The organism is Pseudoalteromonas sp. NZS37 (genome assembly GCF_015864265.1).
Taxonomy (GTDB): Bacteria; Pseudomonadota; Gammaproteobacteria; order Enterobacterales; family Alteromonadaceae; genus Pseudoalteromonas; species Pseudoalteromonas arctica.
Map to the genome: position 1 here is coordinate 1 of NZ_JADYXL010000012.1, position 19,700 is coordinate 19,700.

The 19,700-nt window shown below is 40.3% G+C and carries 28 protein-coding genes; 8 read left to right on the forward strand and 20 right to left on the reverse strand.

The features are described from left to right. Positions 1–984 precede the first annotated feature (984 nt). From rplQ to I6F47_RS17890, 18 genes are all read right to left on the reverse strand, one after another. The gene (rplQ, locus tag I6F47_RS17805) at positions 985–1,386 is read right to left on the reverse strand and encodes a 50S ribosomal protein L17 (protein ID WP_002959450.1); all 402 of its coding nucleotides are present in this window, start codon (positions 1,384–1,386) and stop codon (positions 985–987) included. A gap of 39 nt (positions 1,387–1,425) precedes the next feature. Then, complete coding sequence (locus I6F47_RS17810; protein WP_002959452.1) at positions 1,426–2,412, reverse strand: DNA-directed RNA polymerase subunit alpha; 987 nt, start codon at positions 2,410–2,412, stop codon at positions 1,426–1,428. A 24-nt stretch (positions 2,413–2,436) separates the two neighbouring features. Then, positions 2,437–3,057, reverse strand: coding sequence for a 30S ribosomal protein S4 (rpsD, locus tag I6F47_RS17815; RefSeq protein WP_002959461.1), 621 nt, complete (start codon positions 3,055–3,057; stop codon positions 2,437–2,439). Between the two features lie 21 nt (positions 3,058–3,078). After that, on the reverse strand, positions 3,079–3,465 hold the full coding sequence (gene rpsK / locus I6F47_RS17820; RefSeq protein ID WP_002959471.1) for a 30S ribosomal protein S11: 387 nt from the start codon (positions 3,463–3,465) through the stop codon (positions 3,079–3,081). Between the two features lie 12 nt (positions 3,466–3,477). Further along, positions 3,478–3,834 carry a 30S ribosomal protein S13 gene (gene rpsM / locus I6F47_RS17825; RefSeq protein ID WP_007584664.1) on the reverse strand — a complete coding sequence of 119 codons (357 nt, stop codon included), beginning with the start codon at positions 3,832–3,834 and terminating at the stop codon, positions 3,478–3,480. A 124-nt stretch (positions 3,835–3,958) separates the two neighbouring features. Beyond that, positions 3,959–4,072 carry a 50S ribosomal protein L36 gene (gene rpmJ, locus I6F47_RS17830; RefSeq protein WP_002959476.1) on the reverse strand — a complete coding sequence of 38 codons (114 nt, stop codon included), beginning with the start codon at positions 4,070–4,072 and terminating at the stop codon, positions 3,959–3,961. A gap of 22 nt (positions 4,073–4,094) precedes the next feature. Beyond that, entirely contained in the window at positions 4,095–5,423 is a 1,329-nt protein-coding gene (gene secY, locus I6F47_RS17835; protein WP_007584663.1) for a preprotein translocase subunit SecY, read from the reverse strand. A gap of 10 nt (positions 5,424–5,433) precedes the next feature. Further along, entirely contained in the window at positions 5,434–5,868 is a 435-nt protein-coding gene (gene rplO, locus I6F47_RS17840; RefSeq protein WP_002959480.1) for a 50S ribosomal protein L15, read from the reverse strand. A gap of 4 nt (positions 5,869–5,872) precedes the next feature. Then, positions 5,873–6,055, reverse strand: a complete 183-nt coding sequence (gene rpmD / locus I6F47_RS17845) for a 50S ribosomal protein L30 (protein ID WP_002959482.1) — start codon at positions 6,053–6,055, stop codon at positions 5,873–5,875. 2 nt (positions 6,056–6,057) lie between these two features. Beyond that, complete coding sequence (gene rpsE / locus I6F47_RS17850) at positions 6,058–6,564, reverse strand: 30S ribosomal protein S5 (protein WP_002959485.1); 507 nt, start codon at positions 6,562–6,564, stop codon at positions 6,058–6,060. A 9-nt stretch (positions 6,565–6,573) separates the two neighbouring features. Continuing rightward, positions 6,574–6,924: a 50S ribosomal protein L18 gene (gene rplR / locus I6F47_RS17855; RefSeq protein ID WP_002959486.1), complete on the reverse strand. Its 351-nt coding sequence runs from the start codon at positions 6,922–6,924 to the stop codon at positions 6,574–6,576. 9 nt (positions 6,925–6,933) lie between these two features. Further along, positions 6,934–7,467 carry a 50S ribosomal protein L6 gene (gene rplF, locus I6F47_RS17860; RefSeq protein ID WP_002959488.1) on the reverse strand — a complete coding sequence of 178 codons (534 nt, stop codon included), beginning with the start codon at positions 7,465–7,467 and terminating at the stop codon, positions 6,934–6,936. Positions 7,468–7,480: 13 nt separating this feature from the next. Beyond that, positions 7,481–7,873, reverse strand: a complete 393-nt coding sequence (rpsH, locus tag I6F47_RS17865) for a 30S ribosomal protein S8 (protein WP_007584660.1) — start codon at positions 7,871–7,873, stop codon at positions 7,481–7,483. A 21-nt stretch (positions 7,874–7,894) separates the two neighbouring features. Further along, positions 7,895–8,200, reverse strand: coding sequence for a 30S ribosomal protein S14 (gene rpsN, locus I6F47_RS17870; RefSeq protein ID WP_010554914.1), 306 nt, complete (start codon positions 8,198–8,200; stop codon positions 7,895–7,897). Positions 8,201–8,210: 10 nt separating this feature from the next. Then, complete coding sequence (rplE, locus tag I6F47_RS17875) at positions 8,211–8,750, reverse strand: 50S ribosomal protein L5 (RefSeq protein WP_010554915.1); 540 nt, start codon at positions 8,748–8,750, stop codon at positions 8,211–8,213. 16 nt (positions 8,751–8,766) lie between these two features. Further along, on the reverse strand, positions 8,767–9,081 hold the full coding sequence (rplX, locus tag I6F47_RS17880; RefSeq protein ID WP_002959496.1) for a 50S ribosomal protein L24: 315 nt from the start codon (positions 9,079–9,081) through the stop codon (positions 8,767–8,769). 10 nt (positions 9,082–9,091) lie between these two features. After that, positions 9,092–9,460, reverse strand: coding sequence for a 50S ribosomal protein L14 (gene rplN / locus I6F47_RS17885; protein ID WP_002959498.1), 369 nt, complete (start codon positions 9,458–9,460; stop codon positions 9,092–9,094). Positions 9,461–9,733: 273 nt separating this feature from the next. Further along, positions 9,734–11,704, reverse strand: a complete 1,971-nt coding sequence (locus I6F47_RS17890) for an AsmA family protein (RefSeq protein WP_197184286.1) — start codon at positions 11,702–11,704, stop codon at positions 9,734–9,736. Between the two features lie 233 nt (positions 11,705–11,937). Here I6F47_RS17890 and I6F47_RS17895 point away from each other — a divergent pair, with 233 nt between their 5' ends. The 8 genes from I6F47_RS17895 to I6F47_RS17930 all read left to right on the forward strand — a co-directional run bounded on the left by I6F47_RS17895 (position 11,938) and on the right by I6F47_RS17930 (position 18,928). Continuing rightward, entirely contained in the window at positions 11,938–12,369 is a 432-nt protein-coding gene (locus tag I6F47_RS17895; RefSeq protein ID WP_197184287.1) for a hypothetical protein, read from the forward strand. Positions 12,370–12,377: 8 nt separating this feature from the next. Then, positions 12,378–12,578, forward strand: a complete 201-nt coding sequence (locus tag I6F47_RS17900; RefSeq protein WP_024599496.1) for a helix-turn-helix transcriptional regulator — start codon at positions 12,378–12,380, stop codon at positions 12,576–12,578. Between the two features lie 155 nt (positions 12,579–12,733). Further along, positions 12,734–13,897 (forward strand): hypothetical protein, encoded by a 1,164-nt coding sequence (locus tag I6F47_RS17905; protein ID WP_024591362.1) that lies wholly within the window; start codon positions 12,734–12,736, stop codon positions 13,895–13,897. A gap of 277 nt (positions 13,898–14,174) precedes the next feature. Next, complete coding sequence (locus I6F47_RS17910) at positions 14,175–14,861, forward strand: TorF family putative porin (RefSeq protein ID WP_024591363.1); 687 nt, start codon at positions 14,175–14,177, stop codon at positions 14,859–14,861. 192 nt (positions 14,862–15,053) lie between these two features. Next, a complete protein-coding gene (locus I6F47_RS17915; protein WP_024594265.1) occupies positions 15,054–15,767 on the forward strand; it encodes a YIP1 family protein in 714 nt (237 codons plus the stop codon). Positions 15,768–15,823: 56 nt separating this feature from the next. After that, positions 15,824–16,990 (forward strand): efflux RND transporter periplasmic adaptor subunit, encoded by a 1,167-nt coding sequence (locus I6F47_RS17920; protein WP_197184288.1) that lies wholly within the window; start codon positions 15,824–15,826, stop codon positions 16,988–16,990. Beyond that, a complete protein-coding gene (locus I6F47_RS17925; protein ID WP_024594267.1) occupies positions 16,990–17,697 on the forward strand; it encodes an ABC transporter ATP-binding protein in 708 nt (235 codons plus the stop codon). Before I6F47_RS17920 ends, I6F47_RS17925 begins: the two co-directional genes overlap by 1 nt. Next, positions 17,690–18,928: an ABC transporter permease gene (locus tag I6F47_RS17930; RefSeq protein WP_101216074.1), complete on the forward strand. Its 1,239-nt coding sequence runs from the start codon at positions 17,690–17,692 to the stop codon at positions 18,926–18,928. The genes I6F47_RS17925 and I6F47_RS17930 overlap by 8 nt, the downstream gene beginning before the upstream one ends. A 13-nt stretch (positions 18,929–18,941) precedes the next feature. On the opposite strand, the gene I6F47_RS17935 is transcribed toward I6F47_RS17930, so the two are convergent. Next, positions 18,942–19,271 carry a Bor/Iss family lipoprotein gene (locus I6F47_RS17935; RefSeq protein WP_197184289.1) on the reverse strand — a complete coding sequence of 110 codons (330 nt, stop codon included), beginning with the start codon at positions 19,269–19,271 and terminating at the stop codon, positions 18,942–18,944. Next, complete coding sequence (locus I6F47_RS17940) at positions 19,268–19,579, reverse strand: Bor family protein (RefSeq protein WP_197184290.1); 312 nt, start codon at positions 19,577–19,579, stop codon at positions 19,268–19,270. The genes I6F47_RS17935 and I6F47_RS17940 overlap by 4 nt, the downstream gene beginning before the upstream one ends. Positions 19,580–19,700: the final 121 nt, after the last annotated feature.

Here is a 19,700-nt window from a genome sequence, read left to right on the forward strand (position 1 = left end):
GAGACTCTAATTTGTTTGCCTCGCTACCTAAGTAGGTTGGCTGTTAGAACTCAATCTGTACGAGTGCCCACACAGATGATTGCTTTATATTGTTAAAGAACGTTGCGATTATAAAGTTAAACTTTATCTCGCTAGGGCTGCGCATATTACGCTTTCCTATTTTTTTGTCAACACTTAAATTTAAACTTTCTAAAAATATTCAATCTAAGTTTTACTTAACACCCTGAGTTGTTCGTGCCTCGCTATGCGTTGGCGTTTCCCGTCTCAGTGGGGTCGCATTATAGGGAGATCCGAAAACAGATCAACCCTTTTTTGAAGAAAACTTGAAATAATGTGCTGTTCGCTGAGTATTTGAGCTAAACGCTCAAAAACACAACTAAACTACCATTATTAATAGGTTCATAGAGCTATTTGAGATGAAAGTTGGGCAACTACTAACGGGTAGAGACACATTTCGATCATCGATGCAGAAAAAACAACCAATAGAGCAAGAGTCGTATTCCTATTATCATTTAAATTAATCAAAAGCTGATAATTGAATTGATCAGCCTATGTTTAATAATAGTTTTACATATTTTAGGAGGAAGTTTACTTAGGCCGTAATGGTTAACTTTACTCTGAGGTTCTTAGTACCGGTATATTTATAAGAGTACGCACGTTATATCTTTTAATCAGCTCTATAAGTAGAAACTTCGTTAGGGATTGCTCTAATTGTAGCTCAATTCGCGGCGGTATTATTAATAGCTGTAAATCACAATATATAGTGGAAATGATCTTTAACTAGAATCTGATAGGCTATTTTGAATGAATGGTAAATAAAGAGTAATTAGATAGAGCTATTAAAGCAGCTGTCAAAACAACTTATCAATTCAGAATCTATGAGTCATTGCCCATAATAGAAGGTAATTACTGGTTCATATAGTTTGACAAATTTTAGGCAAGAAAAAGCCGAGCATAGGCTCGGCTTTTAGGTTTCTTTAAGACTTACTCTGCAGACTGTGCGTCTTCTTGAACTGCTTCGCTAGTCGCTGGGCGACCAACTAGTTCAATATAAGCCATTGGTGCATTATCACCAGTACGGAAGCCACACTTAAGAATACGAGTGTAACCACCTGGACGATCCGCGTTACGTGGACCGATTTCACTGAATAATTTACCAACAACTTCATTATCACGCGTGCGAGCAAACGCTAAACGGCGATTTGCTACACTGTCAGTCTTAGCCAGTGTGATTAAAGGTTCAATTACACGACGTAACTCTTTCGCTTTAGGCAAAGTAGTTTTGATGATTTCATGTTTCACCAAAGAACCTGCCATATTGCTAAACATCGCTTTACGATGGCTACTGTTACGGTTTAATTGACGACCACTCTTACGATGGCGCATGACCCTATCCTTCTAACTAAACTAATATAGTGATTTAGATTATTCAGCTAAACTTGCAGGTGGCCAATTTTCTAGGCGCATGCCCAGAGAAAGTCCACGTGAAGCTAGCACGTCTTTAATTTCAGTTAGAGACTTCTTACCTAAATTAGGTGTTTTAAGAAGCTCAACTTCAGTGCGCTGAACTAAATCACCGATATATTGAATTTGCTCGGCTTTCAAACAATTTGCTGAGCGTACTGTTAATTCAAGGTCATCAACTGGACGAAGTAGAATAGGATCGAATTCTGGCTTCTCTTCTTTCTCTTCTGGCTCAGTTACATCACGTAAATCTACGAATGCATCTAATTGCTCAGCTAAGATAGTAGACGCACGGCGGATCGCTTCTTCTGGATCTAAAGTGCCGTTTGTTTCCATATCAATGATTAACTTGTCTAAATCTGTACGTTGCTCAACTCGAGCTGATTCAACCGAGTACGCAATACGTTCAACTGGGCTAAATGATGCATCAAGCAACAATCTACCAATTGGACGCTCATCGTCATCAGAGGATAAACGACTAGATGCCGGCACATAACCACGACCACGTTCAACACGAATACGCATGCTGATCTCGCTGTTATTTGTAGTTAAATTACAAATAACGTGATCTGGATTAGCAATTGTTACATCGCCATCGTGCTGAATATCAGCCGCAGTAACAGGGCCTACACCAGATTTAGTCAGGGTCAGAAAAACTTCATCTTTGCCTTCTAACGTTACTGCTAAACCTTTAAGGTTTAATAGTATTTCAATGATGTCTTCTTGAACGCCTTCTTTCGCGCTGTACTCATGTAATACACCGTCGATTTCAACTTCAGTTACTGCACATCCAGGCATAGATGAAAGTAATATACGGCGTAAAGCATTACCCAGAGTATGGCCAAAGCCACGCTCTAATGGTTCTAAAACTATTTTAGAACGCGTTGGGTTGATAGCGTCGATGTCGACTAACCTTGGTTTTAGAAATTCTGTAACAGAACCCTGCATTTTATCCTCTCTTAACTCTTAACTTTACTTAGAGTAAAGTTCGACGATTAGTTGTTCATTAATGTCCGCAGACAGGTCTGAACGCTCAGGTAGACGCTTAAAGCTGCCTTCCAATTTCTTACCGTCAACTTCAACCCAAGTCGGCTTTTCACGTTGCTCAGCCAACTCTAGAGCAGCGATGATACGTGCTTGTGTCTTAGACTTCTCACGGATTACAACAGTATCTTCTGGAGTAATTACGTATGAAGGAATGTTCACAACACGACCATTAACTAAAATCGCTTTATGGCTTACTAACTGACGTGCTTCTGCACGTGTGCTAGCAAAACCCATGCGATATACAACATTGTCTAAACGTTGCTCTAAAAGCTGTAACAAGTTTTCACCTGTATTACCTTTAAGGCGAGCAGCTTCTTTGTAGTAGTTACGGAATTGCTTTTCTAATACACCGTATATACGACGTACTTTTTGCTTTTCACGTAATTGTAAACCGTAATCAGATAAACGACCTTTACGGGCGCCGTGCTGACCAGGTGCAGTCTCAAGTTTACACTTAGAGTCGATAGCTCTTACGCCGCTCTTAAGGAACAGGTCAGTACCTTCACGACGACTCAGCTTGAGCTTAGGGCCCAAATATCTTGCCATGTTATTTCTCCTAACCTATTGTTAAACGCGACGTTTCTTCGGTGGACGACAACCATTATGTGGTATAGGCGTCACGTCAGTAATGTTGGTAATACGGTAACCAGCAGCATTCAAAGCACGTACAGCAGATTCACGACCTGGACCTGGACCTTTGATGAAAACTTCTAGATTTTTTAAACCGTATTCTTGAGCAGCAGTACCTGCACGCTCTGCAGCAACCTGAGCAGCAAATGGTGTAGATTTACGTGAACCACGGAAACCTGAACCACCGGCAGTAGCCCATGATAGTGCATTACCTTGACGGTCGGTAATCGTTACAATAGTGTTGTTGAAAGACGCATGAACATGAGCCATACCATCAGCAACTTGTTTTTTAACCTTTTTACGACGAATTGGTGTCTTAGCCATAATACTATCCCCTTATCGCTTAATAGGCTTACGAGGACCCTTGCGGGTGCGCGCGTTAGTCTTAGTTCTTTGACCACGTAGTGGTAAAGAGCGACGGTGACGTAGGCCACGATAACAACCAAGGTCCATAAGGCGCTTGATATTTAAAGTAACTTCACGACGAAGATCACCTTCAACAGTGTACTTGCCAACTGCATCACGCAGTACGTCAAGAATTTCGTCTGAAAGTTCACCGATTTTTGTGGTTTCGGCGATACCAGTCGCTACTAAGATAGCCTTAGAGCGAGTCTTACCTATGCCATAAATAGCTGTTAAACCAATAACTGCATGTTTATGATCAGGGACGTTAATGCCAGCAATACGGGCCACTAACACATCTCCTATATTCGAATTTGGTAATCATCTGTTTGAAAAGCCCGTAAGGATACTCAAACGAAGACCAAATTACTACTAAAAACACAGGCCGAGAAAACTCAGCCTGCACGCTGTTTACTTAACCTTGCCTTTGCTTATGCTTAGGCTCACTGCAAATTACGCGTACTACACCAGCACGTTTAATAACTTTACAGTTACGGCATATTTTCTTAACGGAAGCACGTACTTTCATTGCTCAACTCCGTAAACTGACCTTATCGACCGTAGCCTTTAAGGTTCGCTTTTTTCAGCACAGAATCATACTGATGAGACATCAGGTGAGTCTGTACTTGTGCCATAAAGTCCATGATCACTACAACGATAATCAAAACTGATGTACCGCCGAAGTAGAATGGCGTTTGCCACGCCATCGTCATGAATTCAGGCACCAGACAGATAAAGGTTATATACAAAGCACCTGCCAATGTCAGGCGTGTCATCACTTTATCAATGTATTTAGATGTCTGCTCACCTGGACGAATACCTGGGATAAATGCGCCAGATTTCTTAAGGTTATCTGCTGTTTCACGTGGGTTAAAAACCAACGCTGTGTAGAAAAAGCAGAAGAAGATAATAGCCGCAGCTAAAACAAGTGAGTACAACGGTTGACCTGGGGTCAACGTAGTAGCAACAGCTTGTAATACATCAGCGACTGGACCTTCACCTTGGCCGAACCAGCTAGCAATTGTACCAGGGAACAGAATTATACTGCTAGCGAAGATTGGTGGAATAACACCCGCCATATTTACTTTTAGTGGTAAATGCGTGCTTTGAGCAGCAAATACTTGACGACCTTGTTGGCGTTTAGCGTAGTTAACAACAATACGACGTTGTCCACGTTCGAAAAACACTACAAGATAAGTAACAGCGAATACGATTACCGCAACCATCAACAGTACAAAAACATTCAAATCACCTTGGCGCGCCATTTCGACTGTCGAACCAATAGCAGACGGCAAGTTAGCTACAATACCAACAAATATTAGAACAGAGATACCGTTACCGATACCGCGCTCTGTTATTTGTTCACCCAACCACATAAGGAACATAGTACCAGTTACTAAACTCACCACTGCGGTGAAATAGAAACCCATACCAGGGTTAACAACTAACCCCTCCATCATGCCCGGTAAGCTAGAAGCAATACCGATTGATTGAATAGTAGCTAGCACAAGCGTGCCATAGCGTGTGTACTGGCTAATTTTTTTACGCCCTTGCTCACCTTCTTTCTTAAGCTCTATAAACGGAGGATACATATGCGTTAATAGTTGCGTAATAATCGAAGCCGAGATATACGGCATAATACCCAGTGCTAACACTGAAGCTCGCTCAAGTGCACCACCACTGAACATGTTGAACATCTCAACAATGGTGCCCTTTTGTTGCTCGAAGAAATCGGCAAGTACAGCGGCGTCAATCCCAGGGATCGGCACAAATGAACCTAGACGGTAAATTATGATAGCACCCAATACGAAGAGTAATCGGCGCTTCAATTCCGAAAGTCCACCTTGTGCACTTTTTGTATCTTGACCTGGTTTAGCCATTAGTACTTCCTTAGTCTTCTACCTTGCCTCCGGCAGCTTCAATAGCTTCGCGAGCACCTTTAGAGGCTTTAAGGCCTTTAACGGTAACAGCGCGTGAAACTTCGCCAGATTTAACAACTTTAACGAAAAGAACGTTCTTTTTAACTAGACCAGCTGCTTGTAACGCGCTTAGGTCTACCACATCGCCTTCTACTTTAGCGATTTCAAAAAGGTTTATTTCTGCAGATACTAAAGATTTGCGAGAAGTAAAACCAAATTTAGGTAGACGACGTTGCATAGGCATTTGACCGCCTTCAAAACCAACGCGTACTTTGCCGCCAGAACGTGATTTTTGACCTTTGTGACCACGGCCGCCAGTCTTACCTAGACCAGAACCGATACCACGACCAACACGTTTTGGAGCAGTTTTTGAACCTGCAGCAGGTGAAAGTGTATTCAAATGCATCGAATTAACCCTCTACCTTAACCATGTAAGAAACCTTGTTTATCATACCACGTACACATGCTGTGTCTTCTAACTCAACAGTGTGGTTGATACGACGTAAACCAAGACCGCGTAATGTAGCTTTATGTTTCGGTAAACGACCGATAGAGCTTTTTACTTGTGTTACTTTTACAGTTTGATTTGCCATGGTTACCCCAGTATTTCGTCTACGCGAAGGCCACGTTTAGCAGCGATTGACTGTGGAGAATTCATATTCTCAAGAGCCGAAATCGTTGCACGTACCACGTTGATCGGGTTAGTAGAACCGTAACATTTAGAAAGTACGTTCTGCACACCAGTAACTTCTAGTACTGCACGCATAGCACCACCTGCAATGATACCAGTACCTTCAGATGCTGGTTTCATGAACACTAGTGAGCCAGCATGACGTCCCTTAACAGGATGCTGTAATGTGTTGCCATTTAGGTCTACGTTGATCATGTTACGACGTGCTTTTTCCATTGCTTTTTGAATAGCAGCTGGAACTTCACGTGCTTTACCATAACCGAAACCTACTTTACCTGCGCCATCACCAACTACAGTTAGTGCAGTAAAGCTAAAGATACGACCACCTTTAACTACTTTAGACACACGGTTCACCGCGATTAGCTTTTCAGCTAGATCAGGCTGTTGTTGCTTTGCTTCTACGTTAGCCATAGTCTACTCCTAGAATTGCAAACCGGCTTCACGCGCAGCATCAGCTAGCGCCTTCACACGGCCGTGATATTTAAAGCCACTGCGATCAAAAGCAATCTTTTCGATGCCTTTGTCAGCCGCACGTTCAGCAACCGCTTTGCCAACTGCTTGCGCAGCTTCAACGTTACCGGTGCCTTTAACTGTTTCGCTAATAGCCTTTTCAACAGTAGAAGCAGCAGCCAGTACATTACCCTCAGCATTTACTACTTGAGCGTATATGTGACGTGGCGTGCGGTGGATAACAAGACGCGTTGTGCCTTGTTCAATATAATTTCTACGAGTGCGTTTAGCACGACGTAGACGAGCTGTTTTTTTATCCATCGTCTTACCTTACTTCTTCTTAGCCTCTTTACGGCGTACATTCTCATCTGAATAACGAACACCCTTACCTTTATAAGGCTCAGGTTTACGGTATGCACGAATGTTAGCAGCTGTTTGACCAACTAACTGCTTATCTACGCCCTTAACTAGAACTTCTGTTTGGCTTGGAGTTTCAATCGTAATTCCTTCAGGAACTGCGAAATTAACTGGGTGTGAGAAGCCAAGAGTTAAATCTAATGTTTTACCCTTAGCTGCAGCACGGTAACCCACGCCTACTAACTGAAGTTTCTTCTCGTAACCTTCATGCGTACCAACAACCATGTTGTTGATTAGAGCGCGAGCAGTACCTGCTTGAGCCCATGCATTAGCTACGCCATCACGAGGTAAAGTAGTAATAACGTTGTCATTAACTTGTACTTCAACAGCGTTGTTGATAGTACGAGTAAGTTCACCGTTTTTGCCTTTAACTGTGATTTCCTGGCCTTTTAATGTAACTTCTACACCGGCAGGAACAGTAATTGGTGCCTTTGCTATGCGAGACATAGTTCCCCTCCGATTAAGCTACAAAACCAATGATTTCACCACCAACACCAGCACTACGTGCTGTGCGGTCTGTCATTAGGCCTTTAGAAGTTGATACGATAGCGATACCAAGACCACCCATTACCTTAGGTAATTGGTCACGTTTCTTATAGATACGTAGACCAGGGCGACTTACACGCTGGATATTTTCAATTACAGCTTTGCCTTCGAAGTACTTCAACTCGATAGAAAGCTCAGGTTTAGTTTCACCGTTAACGGCGAAATCTACGATATAACCTTCGTCTTTTAGTACTTTAGCTAATGCTACTTTCAGCTTTGAAGTTGGCATCGTTACAGATACTTTCTTCGCTGATTGACCGTTACGAATTCGTGTAAACAAATCCGCGATAGGATCTTGCAAGCTCATAGTCTTACTCCCATGATTCTATTACCAGCTAGCCTTTTTAAGGCCAGGAATTTCACCGCGCATAGCTGCTTCGCGAACTTTAATACGGCTCATGCCGAATTTGCGAAGGAAACCATGTGGGCGGCCCGTAATGTTACAACGATTACGTTGACGTGCAGGGCTAGAATCACGAGGTAAAGCTTGTAGCTTAAGTACCGCGTCCCAACGATCATCTTCAGATGTATTAACATCACTGATGATAGCTTTTAGTGCCGCGCGCTTTTCAGCGAACTGAGCAACTAGTTTTGTGCGCTTTGCTTCGCGCGCTTTCATAGAATTCTTTGCCATAACCCTACCCTTATTTCTTAAATGGGAAGTTAAACGCTTCTAACAACGCACGGCCTTCCTCATCAGATTTCGCAGAAGTAGTGATAGTAATATCCATACCGCGTACACGGTCTACTTTATCGTAATCGATTTCTGGGAAGATGATTTGTTCACGTACGCCCATGCTGTAGTTGCCACGTCCATCAAAAGACTTAGCACTTACGCCACGGAAGTCACGAATACGTGGGATAGCGATTGATACCAAACGCTCAAAAAAGTCCCACATACGCTCGCCGCGTAGGGTTACTTTACAACCAATCGGGTAACCTTCACGCACTTTGAAGCCAGCAACAGATTTGCGTGCTTTAGTGATTAGAGGTTTCTGACCAGAGATTGCTGCTAGATCCGCTACTGCGTTATCTAAAATCTTCTTGTCAGCTAGGGCTTCGCCCACGCCCATATTCAATGTGATCTTTTCGATCTGAGGGACTTGCATGACAGAGCTGAAACCAAACTTCTCTTGAAGTTCCGCAACTACTTTGTCTTTATATACTTCATGCAGTTTCGCCATCATTCTACTCCAACTATTAGATAGTTTTACCAGTAGATTTAAAGATACGTAATTTCTTACCATCTTCAATCTTGAAACCTACACGATCAGCTTTACTCGTTTCCGAGTTGAAGATCGCAACGTTTGATGCATCCATAGATGCTTCTTTCTCAACAATGCCGCCAGCTTGGTTCAATTGTGGAACCGGCTTTTGGTGTTTCTTGATCAAGTTTATGCCTTCGACAAAGATTCGACCAGATTCAGTAACAACTGAAAGCACTTTTCCGCGCTTACCTTTGTCTTTACCTGCTAGTACGATTACTTCGTCATCACGACGTATTTTTGCTGCCATGATTGGCTCCTTACAGTACTTCTGGGGCTAGTGAAACGATTTTCATGAACTTATCATTACGAAGTTCGCGAGTCACAGGGCCGAAAATACGTGTACCAATTGGCTGCAAGTTATCATTTAAGATAACAGCCGCGTTGCTGTCAAAACGGATCAAAGAACCATCTGGACGGCGAACACCTTTTCTGGTACGCACAACTACCGCGTTTTTAACATCACCTTTCTTCACTTTACCGCGAGGAATAGCTTCTTTTACAGAAACTTTAATGATGTCGCCAATCGCTGCGTAGCGACGGTGTGAACCACCAAGGACTTTTATACACTGCACTTTGCGAGCGCCGCTGTTATCAGCAACTTCCAGCTGAGTTTGCATTTGGATCATGTTAATGACCTCCGGTGTAGTAATTACAACGTGTCTAAAATTCGTTTAAAAATCAGACATTTCGATTAAATCCCAATCAAAAAACAAACGAGTTGTCTCTTAAGGGCGGGCAATTGTACCAGCATTGAGGGGGTAGTGATAGGTTATTTTTTAATTAATTTAGAGCGTATGGTTATTAAAGTTGAGTAATTACGGCTATGTAGCTATTTTACAGATGGTTACAAAACAAACAAGGCACTATATAAGTGCCTTGTTTGTTTTAACTATAGATGATTAACCGAATAAACCTTTTAATTTATCTTTAATCTTATCCTTTGCTTTGTCTTTGGCTTTTTCTTTTGCCTCATCAACCTTCTGCTTAGCTTCATCTTTAAGCGCATTGCCTACATCAAGCTTTATACCAACATCGTGGAAAGGCCCTTTTATACGTAGTGGTATTTTAAAACCAGTGCTGTCATCAGTGGTCCCCTGTCCTTCGATTGATCCAACTATGCCTGTAACCAAACGGTAATTAACTGTTGTTTGTGGTAAATCAACATCGCCTTCACCTGATATTCTAACGAGTGGGCTAATAAGTGATAAATCAGTATTTTTACCAACACCATTAGTAAAGTTAAAACTTCCTGTTAGTGCAGAGAAATCTGTTTGCTCTGATTCTTCAAACCCGGTATCCAGCCCTTCAGACGCAGCACCGAAGTTTCCTGAAATGAGTTCCTTACCTTTACGAACCATCTCAGCTATATTCGCACCTTTTACGGCTCCATCAGCAAACTCAAATCCAAGTTTTCCGTTAAGCGCACCAATAAACGACTTTTGACTTTGGCCAGTTGTGTTTAGGTTCCAATTTAAAGACCCCTTACCCATTAGCTTGTCAAAACCTGCCGCATCAGTTAATAGAGGCTGTGCATCTATACCAGCTAAGTCAAAGTTAGTTGATATTTTATAAGGTACTTGTTGTGCGTTTACATTGATAACGCCTTTACCTGACCCTTCATAAGCAGAAAAGCTATCTAGGCTTAGTTTTGCAATGCTATTTTTTAAAGCAACAGTAAATTGATTTGCGCCCAACTTAATATCGTTAGCTTTTAATCCACTTGAACGAATAACTACATTCGCATCTAGTGAATTTAACGCACTTAGATCAATTTTAGTGTCATCCCATACTATTGGCTCTGCAGGTTTATCATTTTGCTCTACTGGCTCTTCTTGTTTTGCTACTGCTTCAGGTAGGTACGGGTTTAAATCAAGCATACCTAAATCGATATCAGCATTTACAGCTAAACGCTTACCTAGGTTAAGCTCGCTCTTACCTTTTATTTCCAATGCGTCTAACGTCGCAACTAAATCGTCTAAATTAAATTCCTCACCTGCTAGGTGCATTTTACCGTTTACACTGAATGCGTTAAAAGCATTGTCTTTAGCGTCTAACTCTACACCTTGCCATTTTGCAATACTTTTAACAGACTCACCGCTTAGTGATAACTGACCTTTAATATCTTGTCCTTGCCCAGCGATGCTCCCTTCGAACGTTAGATCAACTAAACGAGAATCTAAGGTTTGTTTAACATTAAAAGTAGCACCTTCAATTGCTTTAGCAGGAGTATCTAATTTTATATCAAGCTCAAAACGCTCCTGCATATAAGTAATCCCCCCTTTTACTTCTAATGCTTTACGAAGTGATGGAAGTAAAATAGCGAGTTCTAAATCACTAATTTGTTGCTTAGCACCTGTTAGACCATCTAGATAAGTAAATGTGCCGCCATAAATAGCAACCTCACCTAACTCAATATCAAAGTTATCTGGAAGCTTTATCGCTTCACCTGATTGGCTTTGCTCTTTAGGTTGCTCTGCAACTGCATCAAACAACTGCCAATTAGCTTTACCATTTTTGTCAGTTTCTAATAGGATATTTGGTTCGTTTATAACAAACTTATCTAATTTAAACTCACCACCAAATAATGAAAACCAAGGTATATGTACAGCAAGCTGTTTCATACTCGCCATATCGGCGCGCGAACCTGATTCCATATTTGCAAAATGCACGTCGTTAAGTTCTAACTTTAATGCAGGGAATACGCTAAGTGTTTTATCACCTTTAATAGTAAGAGTGCGCCCAGTTGTTTGTTCTACCTGCTCAGACACTTTATTAAAAATAGTATCAGTAGGGATTAAAAACGGTGCGGCAACAATTAGTGCTATACATAGTAAAAGTATTACACCTACAATTTTAAGTAAAGTTTTCATGATCGTCCTTTCAAACGTGCAAATAATGTTCTTATCATAGCGAGTGTTAGCCTTAAAATCATTGTAGTTGATGTAAAAAAGCCACTAAAACCATTTTACCTGTTATATGTGAATCTTTCCTGAAACATTTTGATACCTTTAGGTTACAAATAAATATTGACCCGGTGATACCCCAAGGTTACATTGATACCCAGAGGTTACAAAAAATAAAATACTATCACAGGATGAATACTATGAAACAACAGGATATTAAAACTGAAGAACAATTTATGGGTCAAAACATATGGATTAGTTTAAGCGCAGGGATAGTTTGTTTACTTCTCTGTGTTTACTCACTAATAAAACAAGATCAACATATTGGAGGGCTTTTAACTGTTGGAATGGGCGTTTTTTTTTATGTAGTTATAGTGATTATTTACCTCATTAAAGGGGGCTTTCCGTTAAAAATGTATTTTCAATACGCTTATAAAGATGAGTTTCTAAACACCATTGATACTAATGCCTATAAACATTTAAGTTTTGCATTTGTATTTTGCCTTCTTGGAGTTTTTTATAAAGGTAATGAAATAGCTAGCGAGGTCTCGCATGCAACTATGGCAATATTCTACCTAGGTATCATGCTCTTGGTATATGGCGCTTCATTGCTTTGGCAAAATCGTGATTAGGAGAGGAAATGCAAAATAACATAGCAAAGTATCGAAAAGAAGCCAGGCTTTCACAGCAAGAACTTGCTGATGCTATTAACGTGTCGCGCAAAACAATAAGTACCGTAGAAACAAACCGGTTTACGCCGTCGGTAATAATCGCTCTAAAAATAGCAAAGCATTTTAATACCTCAGTCGAAAGTCTCTTTGTACTGGATGAAAATGATTGATACATGTTAAAGCATTAGTCTCATTTTATTAGCAAAAATACCGATTTAGTCACTTCAATTACAACGTATGGAGGACAGCGCTGTTGTTATTAGCGTAATTGCGCTAAAATAGACCAGCAAAAAAATATATATCTAAACCGGAGATTCTACAAGGCATGAAAAAACTGCTAATTTCACCGTCAAAAATGACGCTAGGCGAACAAGAAAATCAAATCTATCAGAACATTCTGAAGCAATCTTCAGAGTTAAGCCTTAACCTTATGGCCGTGAAAGTAGAAAACCACCCTGATGATTTTTTACCTTGGTGTTACGAATTGCTAAGTGCAAGCAGAGATCGTATGAACTACGATTTACTAGAGCCACAGCAGTTACCAGTACTTAAGAAGCTACACGATCAGCTTATTTCAGCTATCAGCTTTTTACAGGTTAAAACTTTACGTATTGCTCCGTGGCCTGTTGTAAGTGTATTTGTAGAACAACACAAAGATGTTATTGCACTTGATGAACAGCTTCGTTTGGTAGACTACATTAAAAGCATTCGTGAACAATCTCTTAAAGATATGATTCCTGAAGACTTACTTGCGTTTAGCGGTAAGCACATGGCATCACTTGATCCAAGCACATACAACTTTGACGTTGAATGGTTTGCATCAACAAAAAGTGCAAAGAGCTTCCATCAAATGCTTGGAGATTTACCAGGTGCTTTTGACGATGCACTAGTGAATATTCCACTTGAAGGTGATATTACTCAATACGAATATCAACAATTTGTTGCTGCTTATTCAAAAATATTCACCGACAACAACGAAAAACCAACACTTGCGCCTGCAACACGACTGCTTGCAATGCGTCGCCCTGATTTATTTACTCCGATTACAAATAATCGATTAGATGCATTATGTGGTGCCCTTGGTGTTTCTAAACTTAAAAATAGTGATTTTGAGCGTTACTGGCAAGATATCGTAAAAGGTATTCAAGCTATGTCATGGTACAAAATGGCTAAACCTAGTAACGAGTTAGAAGAACAATTGGTTGCTATTAAAGCATTAATTCCATGTTTCTTTCACTACGCTGATGCTAAAACACCAGATAACTCTAACTACATTAAACTGCTAACCAAGCCTAAACGTACTACAACTACAACAGGTAAAACTCAGCGTAGAGGTAAAGAGTCTGCAGAAATATTAGTAGACCGTGCTCTTGCTGCTGACGATATTCCTGAACACATTCGCAGTAAACGTGATTCAATTGTGAGTGAAGTACAAAAAGGTCGCAGCGTAAACGAAACAATTAGCCTTATGCGCACTATATTCGGTTAAAATCTTCTAATTTAGCCGTACTTTTATGGTGCGGCTAGGTTAATTTATGCACCAGCAATGTGCGCAACATCTTCCTTCATGTTATATCCCCATCCTATTCATAAAATTCAAGCTCATGTTTTTAATAAATAAAAAATAATTTTTAATAAAAAATAATGAAGCTGGCACATACAGTGCAATTATCCCGTTAGTTAAACAATAAAAAGCCGTCAGCCTAAAGGTTCCGATTACATAATAAAAACCTTGGCGAGCAAAAATCATATAACGGGAAATGGACATGCTAAAACTAAAAAAAACCATCGCTATAAGTGCTATAGCATTAATGGGCGCAACATCTTTAACGTCAACAGCCGTACATGCTGAAGTAACAGCAAACGCAGCGGCAACATCAAACTACTTATGGCGTGGTCAAGAGCAAACTGGGGGCGATGCAGCTATTTCAGGCGGTATTGATTACGCCAATGAATCGGGCTTTTATGCAGGTACTTGGGCTTCAAATGCATCGTGGGCAGATGAAATGACCTATGAGCTTGATTTATACGCAGGCTTTGGTGGCGACATTAACGAAAGCGTTAGCTACGATGTTGGTTATATTTATTACGCTTACCCAGATGCCGCTTCTGAGGCTGACGCAGATTTCTCTGAAATTTACGGTAGCATCAGTGTTGAAGGCTTTACATTTGGTGCTTCAGTACTTGCAACATCAGCTGCAAGTGGTGATGGTACAGACTTTGGTGATTCACTTTACCTGACAGCTGATTACGGTTTTGCTGTTGGCAGTAACGGCACTGAAATGGCACTTCACTTAGGCCACTACTCTGGTGACTTTATTGGCGATGATAATATCCTAGATTACGGTGTATCAATTTCGAAAGATGGTTTCACTTTTGGTTTATCTGATACAGATATGGATGATTCAGATATTAAAGCTTACGTTGCTTATTCTGTAGACTTTAATTTATAAGAAAGAATGTGTTACTTGCTGCGACACGAAGGGCCTTTTGGCCCTTTTCTCGTTTTTGAACAAAACCCCTCACATCTGTTAACAAACCGTTACAATTGAATAAAAACAATACATACATTTTCCTTTATTCTATTACTTAGTCACTGGGCATTTATAACTGCCTAGCCATAAAATAGGTATAAAGGAATAATAATGAAATCACCTAACGCTTTTAGCGCCCTACTCGATATTTATATAAATCCTAGTAAAGCTTTCAATGGTGTTGAACACGCCAAAGGTTGGTCATGGTTAGCATTTATATGTATTACCCTTGCTAGTATCGCTAGTGTTTATATTTTTTACTCTAGTGTTGATATGCAGTTTTTGATTAATGAGCAAGTAGCAGCATCAAGTATAGATGCAACAATTGGCGAGCAAAAAGCAATTCGTCAAAGTATAGAGCTAAATGCAGAAAACCAAATTTGGTTTGCTCTGTTTGGCGGCGTAATTGCGCTGGCTATCATGAATGCACTCATGGCACTTTATTATATGCTTGTGGCTAAACAAGATCCTGAATCAGAACATAGCTACGGAGCTTGGTATGGATTCTCTACCTGGACAATGATGCCAGTTGTTATTTCAAGCCTAGGCACAATTGCTCTTGTACTAAGTGCAAGTACAGATCAAATATCTCAACAAGCCGTATTTAGCTACGCATCTATTAACCAGTTAATAATAGGACTTGAAATAGGCCATCCTTTTTATAGCTTATTAGAATCAATAAACTTATTTAGCTTTTGGAGCATTGCACTGGGAATGATCGGCTTAAAATGCTGGACTAATTTTTCAACTAACAAAGCACTCCTATTCTCTGCACTTCCTTCAATCATTATTTTTGGTATTTGGGCAGTCATTGCAGCAATGTAACCACTAGATGGGGGTATGTATTGCCTCCGCATTACTTAATTCACGGATAGATAAAAATGAAAAAAGCAATAATCATCACACTCGCTGTAGGCGCATTTATAGCCCTAATTGTGTCAAAGCAAATCTCTGGCGATGAAAAACAAGCCGAAGTAAATATTGCTCAAGTAGAGCTTGGCGACATTGCTGACTCAATAATGGCTTCAGGTAATTTAGTTTTTAATACACAAGTGCAATTACGCTCTGAAGTGACAGGCCGAGTAGATAAAATATTTGTTCAAGAAGGTCAAGGAGTGAAACAAGGCGATATGTTAATGCGCCTTGATACAACTGCTTTTGAATCAGAAGTTACCCGTAGTAAAGCAATCCTTCGCGCCACAGAGATTGAAATTAAACATAGTAAAACACGCCTTGCTAACCTAGAGCGCCAACTTAAAAGACAAAAAGACTTATATGACGTCGGTTTAGGTAATCAAGAGAGCTACGAGAATATTGAAAGCGCACGCGATCTGGCTAAAATCGATATTGAATCACGAATAGAGTCGTACAACCAAGCACAAGCGTCATTACAAATTGCGCAAGATCGCTTAAGTAAAAGTGTATTTAGAGCTCCAATGAGCGGCTTGCTTGCATCTGTAAATATTAAAGAAGGTGAAACCGTTATAGCCGGTACTACTAATATTATTGGTTCTGATTTGATGTTAGTAGCCGACCCAAGCGCTATTTTAGCCGAGCTACGTGTTGATGAAACCGACATTGCGAGTATTAAGCTTAACCAAAAAGCGAATATTTATGCTGCCGCATACCCAAATAAACCATTTAGCGGCACAGTAATCAATATTGGTACATCAGCTAAAAACCAAGCCGGCTCTCAAGGTTTATCGTTTAAAGTAAAAGTATTACTCGATACTACTGAGCGCCAGCTATATGCAGGAATGAGTTGTAGAGCAGAGATCGCAACAAGCATTGCCGAAAACGGTTTAAAACTTCCAATAGAAGCAATCCAAAAAGAAGACGATAAAACATTTGTATGGCGACTAAATAGCGATAATACAGTTAGCAAAATTGCCGTAACTGTTGGAATATCATCTGATATAGAGCAAGCAATTACTGACGGCTTAAATGAGGGCGACAAAATAGTTATTGGCCCTGCGCGCCCAGTAAGTCTTCTGACTGAAGGTGATGTGGTAAAACTTAAATCAGATGCAGACAAGGAAGAAGCCTAATGTCTGCGGTAATCAAGCTAGAGCATATTAATAAACAATACAAAATGGGCTCAGAGGTATTTAAAGCACTTGATGATGTAAACGTACATATAATGCAAAACGAATACGTGGCGATTATAGGACCTTCTGGTTCAGGCAAGTCGACCTTGATGAACTTACTAGGTTGTTTAGATACACCCAGCAGTGGCGAATACTACTTAAAAGATAAACTAGTAAAAAGTATGACCGAGACAGAGCTTGCTCATCAGCGTAATGAAAGTGTCGGGTTTATATTTCAAAGCTTTAACTTAATACCACGTGCAACCGCACTAGAAAATGTAATGCAGCCTTTAGTATATCGCTTTATTCCTAGTAAACAACGCAAGCAACAAGCTCTAGAAGCACTAAAGCGGGTAGGTCTCGGTGATAAAGTTAATCATTTATCTAGCCAGCTATCGGGCGGGCAACGTCAACGTGTTGCTATTGCCCGCGCTTTAGTCACAAAACCACATATATTATTAGGAGATGAACCCACAGGTAATCTTGATAGTAAAACGACCCGCGAAATTATGGATTTGTTTGATGAGCTGCATAACGAAGGTCACACTATTATTTTAGTAACACATGAGCAAGAAATTGCCGATCATTGCCAACGCGTAATTCGTTTAGTGGACGGTAAAGTGGTAAGTGATGTAACTAAAGATGAAGGAATCAAGCAACATGTTTAAATCAGCTCTTGCCATAATGGAAGGCACTAAAGCCGCTTTTTCAGCTATTAAAGCTAATGCAATGCGCAGCGCACTGACTTGCTTGGGCATTATTATTGGTGTTGCCGCCGTAGTTACTGTCGTTGCAGTAATGCAGGGTTTTACAAAGCAAATAAACGATCAACTTGCTGATATGTCGCCAGATGTAACAACAATAAAGCCTTACACCAGTATTGAACTCGAAATGGTTGGTAAAAATGCCAAGCTTACCTACGACGATTTTTTAGCTTTAAAGTCGCGTATAAAAGAAGCTGAAACGCTAACTGCCCTAATGTTTACCTGGCGCTTTTCGGGGGGAGCTGAGTATGGAAATAAAAGCCACTCATCGCGTGTTATCGGTACTGAGCAAGACTATCAAAAAGCGTATCGTACTTATCCTGAACTTGGTCGCTTTATTCGTGCTGAGGACGATGATAAGCGAAGAAGGGTCGCATTTATCGGCCCTTCAATCATAGAAAAGCTAAACCTTCCTGAAAACCCAGTAGGTGAATATATAAAGCTAGGTGGTGAATGGTTTAGAATTATTGGCGTTGCTGAAAAACAAGGTAGCTTATTTGGTTTTGACCAAGACGATTACATTAATATTCCAATTAGTACCATGAGTGCTTTAGAAGGCGGAAGTACACAAACTAATGTGCAAATTATGTTTAGGTTAAATGAAGGTACTAACGAAGAACAAGTGCTTGCAAAAATAACCCGTGTATTGCGCCAACTACATAAACTAAAAGAGAAAGATGAAAACGACTTTGAATTTGAAACCGCTGAAAAATCTCGTGCCCAAATAGATAAATTTACCAGCAGTGCTACTGCTATTACTGCTGGTATTGTTGGAATAAGCTTACTTGTTGGCGGTATTGGTGTTATGAATATAATGCTAGTGTCGGTAACTGAACGCACACGCGTTATTGGTACATTAAAAGCACTAGGCGCAACACCTGGTTTTATTATGCTGCAGTTTTTAGTTGAAGCCGTTGTGCTTTCACTCTTTGGTGGTTTAATAGGACTCATTATAGGATATGGCGCCGCAGGGCTTATTTCGTTTTTAGTCCCTAGTATGCCTGATGCATATATACCAGCATGGGCTGTAATACTATCGTTCGGATTTACATCAATGATTGGGATTATATTTGGTTTAGCCCCTGCTATTAAAGCAGCAAGACTAAACCCTATAGATGCACTGCGTTACGAATAACTAGTTTAAATAATTATTTAGCTTTAAATGGTACCTTATTACATTGTACTTCTACTGTTTTAGGGTACCAAGCTGGGCCGATTTGATTCACAACCACCTCAGCTAAACCATTAGTAAACGATTTATACGTATGAACGCTTTTCCACTCCCCTTGTGGGCAATGTGTTGTTAAATCTAACGGCTCTGATCCCTCGTACAACGCAAGTGCAAAATTATGATGCCACTGTGAGCTTTTTAGCGTTTTATTGCTTACTTTGCTCTGTATACCGTTATCAAAGTAAATATTTGTACACCCCGTTAAAATAATCAGTGTGCAACCGGCTGCAAATAGCTTGATGCTCATAATGTCTCCCCTAGTATTTGCTCTTGGCACCACACTTTAATGGTATGAGGCGAGTATATTCCAAGCGTAATTAAACTCAGCGCTCCATCACTAAACGTTTGTTGTGACTGCATTTGAATAACCGGTGTATTTGAACATATTTGTTTTACATCTACCCGCTGCTCACCCACTAATCCCCATAAATAAAATGGGCGGCTATCCTCATAGATCGCTTTACTTGTAATTTTTGCGATAGCTTGTGGCTGAATGGTTACCGCAGAACAAGCGCTGAGGCTTAATACTATCGCCCCTATAATTAATGACTTCATACTCTTCCTTATAAACTAAATACCAGTAAGGTAACTTTATAAGAGAACATAAAATATTAGCGTAAAAAGCTGTGGGGAATATGTAGAAACGCTATGAAGTTTTATACAGTTTATTACACAT